The sequence below is a fragment of the uncultured Tepidimonas sp. genome (assembly GCF_938045175.1).
In the GTDB taxonomy this organism is placed as follows: domain Bacteria; phylum Pseudomonadota; class Gammaproteobacteria; order Burkholderiales; family Burkholderiaceae_C; genus Tepidimonas.
In genome coordinates this window covers 1-7379 of the sequence record NZ_CALIND010000068.1, presented here as the reverse complement: position 1 = coordinate 7379, position 7379 = coordinate 1, and the positions used below count along the sequence as shown (strand labels likewise).

Sequence of the window (7379 nt, the reverse complement as noted above, 5' to 3'; positions counted from 1 at the left end):
GGCCAGCGCGACATCCCCGTGCGGCTGTGGGTGGCACCGCCGACCAAGATGGACCAAAACGAGCTCATCAAGGAAGGCTACTACGCCACGTTCGGCACCGCGGGCGCGCGCACCGAAATACCGGGCTGCAGCCTGTGTATGGGCAACCAGGCGCAGGTGCGCGAGGGCGCGACCGTCGTGTCGACCAGCACGCGCAACTTCCCCAACCGGCTGGGGCGCAACACCAACGTCTTCCTGGCCTCGGCCGAGCTGGCGGCGATCGCCTCGCGTCTGGGGCGCCTGCCCACGGTCGAGGAGTACCATGCCGAGATGGGCATCATCAACCAGAAGGCGAGCGAGGTCTACCGCTACATGAACTTCGACCAGATCGAAGAGTACGCCGAGACGGCCAAGACGGTCGAGGTGTGACCGGCGCGGAGCCGATCGCGCGGGCGGCCCCGGATGGGGCCGTTTTTGCTTGCTTTTCATCGTGTCGACCCCCAACCCTATTGCACTGATCGATTTCACGGCACCGACCGAGGGTGCTTTCCGTGAGCGCCTGGCTTTCGTCGAACCGATCGAGGTGCTGCGTGCCGATACGCTGGATGCGGTGTTGTCGGTGCTGCAGCAGGTGGAGGTCGAAGCCAAGCGCGGACGCTGGTCTGTGGGTTTCGTCGCTTATGAGGCAGCAACCGCATTCGATCCCGCCTTGCTGACGTACCCGCCCGACGGTGAGCTGGCCTGGTTCGCCGTCTTCGATCAAGCGCGGCCATGGCCAAGGCTGCCAACTGGCACCTACGCGCCTTTGTCTTGGAGAGCCGGTCTCGACCGACGCGACTTCGAGCGGGCGATCGACCAGATTCACCGAGCCGTCGCCGATGGTGAGGTCTATCAGATCAACTTCACGGCACCATTGTCAAGCCCCTTTTCGGGCGACCCCCTGGCGCTGTTTGAGGCGTTGCTGCGTGCACAGCCTGGTGGGTACGCGGCCTATATCGACACAGGATCGCAGCAAGTGCTTTCGGTCTCTCCGGAGCTGTTTTTCGATTGGCGCGATGGGTTGTTGTTGTCGCGACCGATGAAAGGGACTGCAGCGCGCTCACCGGACCCGGCCGATGATGCGAGCCGCGCCAACCACTTACGCACGAGCGATAAAGAGCGCGCTGAAAATGTCATGATCGTGGATCTGGTCCGCAACGATCTGTCACGCGTGGCCGAGCCACACAGCGTGCAGGTGCCCCGATTGTTTCATGTCGAGGCCCTGCCGACGGTATGGCAGATGACGTCGGATGTGGTTGCCCTTACTCGCCCGCACGTCGGACTGCCCGATATTTTTCGAGCGCTCTTTCCATGCGGATCGGTCACAGGCGCGCCCAAACGGCGCGCGATGCATTGGATCGCTCAGCTCGAGACAGGTCCACGCGGCGTGTATTGCGGTGCGGTAGGGGTGGTGCGGCCTGGCGGCTCGGCCACGTTCAATGTGCCTATTCGCACGGTGCGTGTACGCTCGGGCGCGGCCCGCTGCGGTATTGGCAGCGGTATCACGGCTGATGCAACTGCCGCTGGCGAATGGGCGGAATGGCGCAGCAAACAAGCTTTCCTGCTGCGGGCCGAATCACCGTTCGAACTGTTAGAGACGATGCGGCTGGAGAACGGCTACCTATGGCACGTCAGCGAGCACTTGGCGCGCATGGCCAACGCTGCCCAGCGTTTTGGATTTGCTTGGCAGCCGCAGATGGCTCAGCAGGTGTTGCGTCATTTGATTGACGAACATCCCACCGGCCGGTGGCGGGTGAGGTTGCTGGCTGGCGCGGATGGCGCTTGCCGGGCCGAGGCTTTCGAGCTTGCCGAAATGTCACTACCCGCCCGGGTACGGCTCGCTGAGCAACCTTTCGAGGCGGCCGGAAGCGAATTCGTACGCTTCAAGACCACTCGGCGAGGCCACTACGACGCGTTTGCGCCGGACGACCCCGATGTTTTCGACACCTTACTGTGGAACGAGGCGGGCGAGTTGACCGAGTTTACCCGCGGTAACGTGGCCGTAAGAATAAACGGTCAGTGGGTGACCCCACCGACCTCCTGCGGCCTGCTCAGCGGTGTTGGGCGTGCGGTGGCGTTGCGTGAGGGGAAGGTCGTCGAACGCGTGGTCCAACGCAGCGAGCTGGCGCATGCCCAAGGGCTGGCTTTCATCAACGACCTGCGGGGCTGGCTGCCGGTCGAGCTCATTCCATGAGCCTCTGTCTATGGTGTACCGAGCGGCCGAGGTCGCGGGGCTCGTGCGGCGACAATACGCCTTATGAACGCCCCTGAATTGCTCTTGCCTGCGGGCTCCTTGCGCCATCTGCGGGCCGCCTTCGACTTCGGGGCCGACGCGGTCTACGCCGGCCAGCCGCGCTACTCTTTGCGCGCGCGCAACAACGAATTCCGCTTGGAGCAGCTCGCACAGGGCATCGCCGAGGCCCACGCGGGCGGCAAAAAACTCTTCGTCACCAGCAACCTGATTGCGCACAACGACAAGGTGCGCACCTACCTGCGCGATTTGGCGCCGGTGGTCGAGCTGCGGCCGGACGCCCTCATCATGGCCGATGCGGGCTTGATCATGCTGGTGCGCGAGGAGATGGAGCGCGGCCGCTGGCCCGAGATCCCCATCCACCTGTCGGTGCAGGCCAACACCACCAACTGGGCGGCGGTCAAGTTTTGGCAGCGCGCGGGGGTATCGCGCATCATTCTGTCGCGCGAGCTCAGCCTGGATGAGGTGGCGCAGATTCGCGACGCCTGCCCCGACGTGGAGCTGGAGGTGTTCGTGCATGGCGCGCTGTGCATTGCCTACTCGGGGCGCTGCCTGCTGTCGGGGTATTTCAACCGCCGCGATCCCAACCAAGGCACCTGTACCAACGCCTGCCGCTGGTCGTACACCACCCACGCCGCGCAGCCGACCGAGACCGGTGACGTACAGGCGATGGCCACGGGGGCCGGGTGTGGCAGCGGGTGCGGCAGCGATGCGCCCGACCCGCAACCGCTGGGGACGGACTTCGACTGGGCGCGCGAGCAGGCCGACGCCGAAGCGCGGCCCGCCACCACCGGCGATGGTCGGCGCCACCCGTTGGCCGACCGGGTGTGGCTGCTGCAAGAGAGCCAGCGCCCGGGCGAGCTCATGCCCATCATGGAGGACGAGCACGGCACCTACATCCTCAACAGCCGCGATCTGCGCGCGGTCGAATACGTCGAGCGGCTGGTGCGCATCGGGGTGGACTCGCTCAAGATCGAGGGCCGCACCAAAAGTGTGTACTACGTGGCGCGCACAGCCCAGGTGTACCGGCGCGCCATCGACGACGCGGTGGCGGGTCGGCCTTTCAACCCCGAGCTGCTGCGGGAGCTGGAGGGACTGGCCAGCCGTGGCTACACGAGCGGGTTGCTCGAGCGCCGACCGGCGCAGGACTACCAGAACTACCTCAGCGGCCACTCCGCACCCACGCGTGCGCAGTACGTGGGGGATGTGATCGGCGTGCGCGCCGACGGTTGGGCCGAGGTGGAGACGAAAAACCGCTTTGCCGTCGGCGACCGGCTGGAGGTGATCCACCCCGCGGGCAACCGCACGTTGACCCTGTCGGCCATGCAGGATGGCAACGGCCAGCCGATCGAGGTGGCGGCGGGCAACCCGCTGCGCGTGTGGGTGCCGCTGGGCGCACCCGCCGACGGGGCGTTGCTGGCGCGGCTGGTGTGATGGCCGGACAGCGGGGCAGCAGCCCCGGTGTCAGAGCTGGGCCAACACCGCCCGCGCCGCCTGCAGCGTGGCGTCGATGTCGGCGTCGCTGTGCGCCGCGCTGACGAAGCCCGCCTCGTACAGCGCGGGGGCGAAATAGACGCCGCGCTCGAGCATGCCATGGAAGAAGCGGTTGAAGCGCGCGGCGTCGCTGGTCATGACCTGCGCGTAGTTCTGCGGCAGCTCGGGCAAGAAGAAAAAGCCAAACATCCCGCCTTCGCTGTCGGCGCTGAACGGGACGCCCGCGCGCTGGGCCTCGGCGCACAGCCCATCGACCAGCGCCCGTGTTTGCGCGGCCAGCCGATCGAAAAAGCCCGGCTGCTCGATCAGCCGCAGCGTCGCCAGCCCGCAGGCGGTGGCCACCGGGTTGCCCGACAGCGTGCCAGCCTGGTACACCGGCCCCAGCGGGGCGAGCTGTTCCATGACCGCGCGCTTGCCGCCGAAGGCCGCCAGCGGCATACCGCCGCCGATGACCTTGCCCATGACGGTCATATCCGGCTCGAAGCCGGGGATGTGGCGTGCATAGACGCTTTGCGCTCCGCCCAGCGCCACGCGAAAGCCCGTCATCACTTCGTCGAACACCAGCAGTGCGCCGTGCTCGGTGCACAGCTCGCGGCAGCGGCGCATGAACGGGACGCTGGCGCGCACGAAGTTCATGTTGCCCGCGATCGGCTCGATCATCAGCGCCGCGATCTGCTCGCCGTGCTCGGCAAAGGCCGCTTCCAGCTGCGCGATGTTGTTGTACTCCAGCACCAGCGTGTGCTGCACCACCTCGGGCGGCACGCCGGCGCTCGTGGGGTGACCGAAGGTGGCCAGCCCCGAGCCGGCCTTGACCAGCAGCGCGTCGGCGTGGCCGTGGTAGCAGCCTTCGAACTTGATGATCTTGGGCCGGCCGGTGGCACCGCGCGCCAGTCGAATGGCGCTCATGCCGGCTTCGGTGCCGGAGCTGACCAGCCGCACCATTTCCAGGCTGGGCAGCAGGCGCCGGATGGCCTCGGCCAGTTCGATCTCGCGCTCGGTCGGGGCCCCGAACGAAAACCCTTCGGCGATCGCCGCCTCCACCGCCTGCACCACCTCCGGGTGGCCGTGACCCAGGATCATCGGGCCCCACGAGCCGATGTAGTCGATGTAGCGCTGGCCGTTGGCGTCCCACAGGTAGGCGCCCTGGGCGCGGGTGATGAAGCGGGGTGTGCCGCCCACGGCCTTGAAGGCGCGCACGGGCGAATTGACCCCGCCCGGGATGACGGTCTTGGCGCGCTCGAACAGCGTGGCGTTGCGGTCGGTCATGGCTCTCCGGGGGTGTCGTTGGGGTTGTCAGTATCGTCGTCGGCCCAGAACAGACGGTCGGGCACGGCGTGCCCCATGCCCGGCTGAAAGCCGTTGGCCAACGTCTGGTCCAGGTAGGTGAGCGCCTCCGCGCCGGCCTGCGACAGGTCGCTGCCGTGCGCCAGCAGCGCGGTCAGCGCGGCGGACAGCGTGTCGCCCGCGCCAATGAAGGTGGCCTCGATGCGCTCGAAGCGCGCCTGCGCCAGCACGACCTCGGGCGACGCCAGGTGGTTGTCGATGCCGTTGTCGTGCACCATGCCCGTGACCAGGGTGACGCTGACGCCATGGGCGGCGGCGGCGCGGGCGATGTCGCGCGCGCCCGGCGCCCGCTCGTCCTCCCAGTCAGGCAACAGCCAGCGCGCCAGCGTGTGATGGTTGCCCACCAGCACGTCGGTCTGGGGCAGCACCAGCTCCTCGCACGCTTCCAGATAGGCCTCGCGCTCGCCGTCCGACAGCCATGCCAGCTCGGGCAGGTAGGTCACCACGGGCACGTCGTCGTAGTCGCTCAGGATGCTGCCGATGGCCGACAGACCTTCGGGGCTGCCACCAAAGCCGACCTTGATCGCTGCCACCGGCATATCCTCCAGCACGGCGCGCGCCTGGTCGTCGATCCACTCGGCGTCCAGCGCGTGGTGGCCGTGCAGGTGGCGCGTGTCGCGCAGCCAGACGCTGGTGGTCACCGGCAGCACGTGACACGAGGCGCTGGCCAGCGCCCCGATGTCGGCGCCCAGGCCGCCGGCGCCGCTGGGGTCGCTGGCATTGAAGCACAGCACGCACGGCGGCCGCGCCGGGGTGTCGCGAGCAGCGGGGGTTTCTGGGGACATGGGCATCGGACGTCGGTCGACCGAGGTCGCAAAGCGCGCCGGGGTCATGGCTACAATGGTTCCATTCTACTTGGACCCCTCGTGCCGACGCTGCCATGACGACCCCGACCCGAACCTGGATGTGCTTGATCTGCGGCTGGATCTACGACGAGGCCGCAGGCGACCCCGAGCACGGCATCCCCCCCGGCACCCGCTGGGAGGACGTGCCCGTCAACTGGACCTGTCCCGAGTGCGGCGCGCGTAAGGAAGATTTCGAGATGGTTCCGATTTGACCACCGCGTAGCGCTCCAGCGTGCGCAGCCGCGCCTGCGCATGGTCGACGATCGGCGCCGGGTAGTCGCGCCCGATCACCACGCCGGCGGCCGCCAGATCGGCGGCACTCGCGCGCCAGGGTGCGTGCAGTGCTGGGGTGGGTAGCGCCGCCAACACCGGCAAGTAGCGGCGGATGAATTTGCCGTCCGGGTCGAACTTTTCGCTCTGGGCGACGGGATTGAAGATGCGAAAGTACGGCTGCGCGTCGCACCCGCTGGACGCGGCCCACTGCCATCCGCCGTTGTTGGCGGCCAGGTCGAAGTCGATCAAACGATCGGCGAAGTAGCGTTCGCCCCAGCGCCAGTCCAGCCCCAGGTCTTTGGTCAGAAAGCTCGCCACCACCATGCGCAGCCGGTTGTGCATATAGCCGGTCTGGTTGATTTGGTGCATGGCTGCGTCCACCAGCGGATAGCCGGTGCGGCCCTCACACCAGGCGGCAAACAGTGCCTCGGCGTGGCGGCCCCGCTCCCAGTGGATGGCGTCGTAGGCGGGCTTGAAGGCCTTGCCCTCGCCGACGTGCGGAAAATTGGCCAGGATCTGGTGATAGAAGTCGCGCCAGATCAACTCGTTGAGCCAGGCGGTGGCGCCGGCGCGGCCCTGCCGGTGCAGGCGGTAGGCGGTGCCGGCCACCTCGCGGATGCTGATCGTGCCAAAGCGCAAATGCACGCTCAGATAGCTGGGCCCCTTGATGGCGGGGTAGTCGCGCGCCTGGTGGTAGTGGTCGATGCGCTCCAGGAAATCCTCCCACAGCGCGCGCGCACCGCGGCTGCCGGTGCGCACCTTGAGTGCGCGCAGGTTGGTGGGCACAAACCCAATCGACGCCAGGCTGGGCACGCCCGGCGGGTGTGTGGGCGGGCAGGGGGCCAGCGCGTCGGCGTGGCGTTCCACCGGGTGGGGCTGCAGGTGCGCGTCGGTCAACGCTTTGAACCACGCGTTTTTGTACGGGGTAAAGACCGTGAAAGGCTGCCCGTTGGCGGTCAACACCTCGCGCCGCTCGAAGATCACGTGATCTTTGACCGTGCGCAGCACCACCCCCTGGTGCGCCAGCGCCCCCAGCACCTGCGCGTCGCGGGTGCGGGCGTAGGGCTCGTCGTCGTGGTTGGCAAAGACCGCCTGCACGCCCAGCTCGGCGGCCAGGCGCGGGATGTCCTGCCGCGCCGGGCCATGCCGCACGA

General features: G+C 67.7%; 7 protein-coding genes. 4 read left to right on the top strand and 3 right to left on the bottom strand.

The genetic code is table 11. From position 1 onward, the window contains the following. From Q0716_RS03440 to yegQ, 3 genes are all read left to right on the top strand, one after another. Positions 1-408, top strand: a 408-nt coding sequence (locus Q0716_RS03440; RefSeq protein ID WP_299019682.1) for an aconitase family protein, incomplete at its 5' end; no start/stop codon positions are given. A 61-nt stretch (positions 409-469) separates the two neighbouring features. Then, on the top strand, positions 470-2212 hold the full coding sequence (pabB, locus tag Q0716_RS03435) for an aminodeoxychorismate synthase component I (protein ID WP_299019680.1): 1743 nt from the start codon (positions 470-472) through the stop codon (positions 2210-2212). Between the two features lie 63 nt (positions 2213-2275). Continuing rightward, entirely contained in the window at positions 2276-3703 is a 1428-nt protein-coding gene (gene yegQ, locus Q0716_RS03430; protein WP_299019678.1) for a tRNA 5-hydroxyuridine modification protein YegQ, read from the top strand. Between the two features lie 30 nt (positions 3704-3733). Here yegQ and hemL read toward each other — a convergent pair whose 3' ends face one another. Together hemL and Q0716_RS03420 are read right to left on the bottom strand one after the other, a co-directional pair. After that, positions 3734-5029 carry a glutamate-1-semialdehyde 2,1-aminomutase gene (gene hemL / locus Q0716_RS03425; RefSeq protein ID WP_299019676.1) on the bottom strand — a complete coding sequence of 432 codons (1296 nt, stop codon included), beginning with the start codon at positions 5027-5029 and terminating at the stop codon, positions 3734-3736. Further along, entirely contained in the window at positions 5026-5892 is an 867-nt protein-coding gene (locus Q0716_RS03420; RefSeq protein WP_299019674.1) for a bifunctional hydroxymethylpyrimidine kinase/phosphomethylpyrimidine kinase, read from the bottom strand. Before Q0716_RS03420 ends, hemL begins: the two co-directional genes overlap by 4 nt. 95 nt (positions 5893-5987) lie before the next feature. Between Q0716_RS03420 and Q0716_RS03415 the strand changes: the two genes are divergently transcribed. Next, complete coding sequence (locus tag Q0716_RS03415; RefSeq protein ID WP_299019672.1) at positions 5988-6164, top strand: rubredoxin; 177 nt, start codon at positions 5988-5990, stop codon at positions 6162-6164. Here the strand turns inward: Q0716_RS03415 and Q0716_RS03410 are convergent. Further along, on the bottom strand, positions 6103-7379 hold a 1277-nt coding region (locus Q0716_RS03410; protein WP_299019670.1), incomplete at its 5' end, for a deoxyribodipyrimidine photo-lyase. The genes Q0716_RS03415 and Q0716_RS03410 overlap by 62 nt on opposite strands.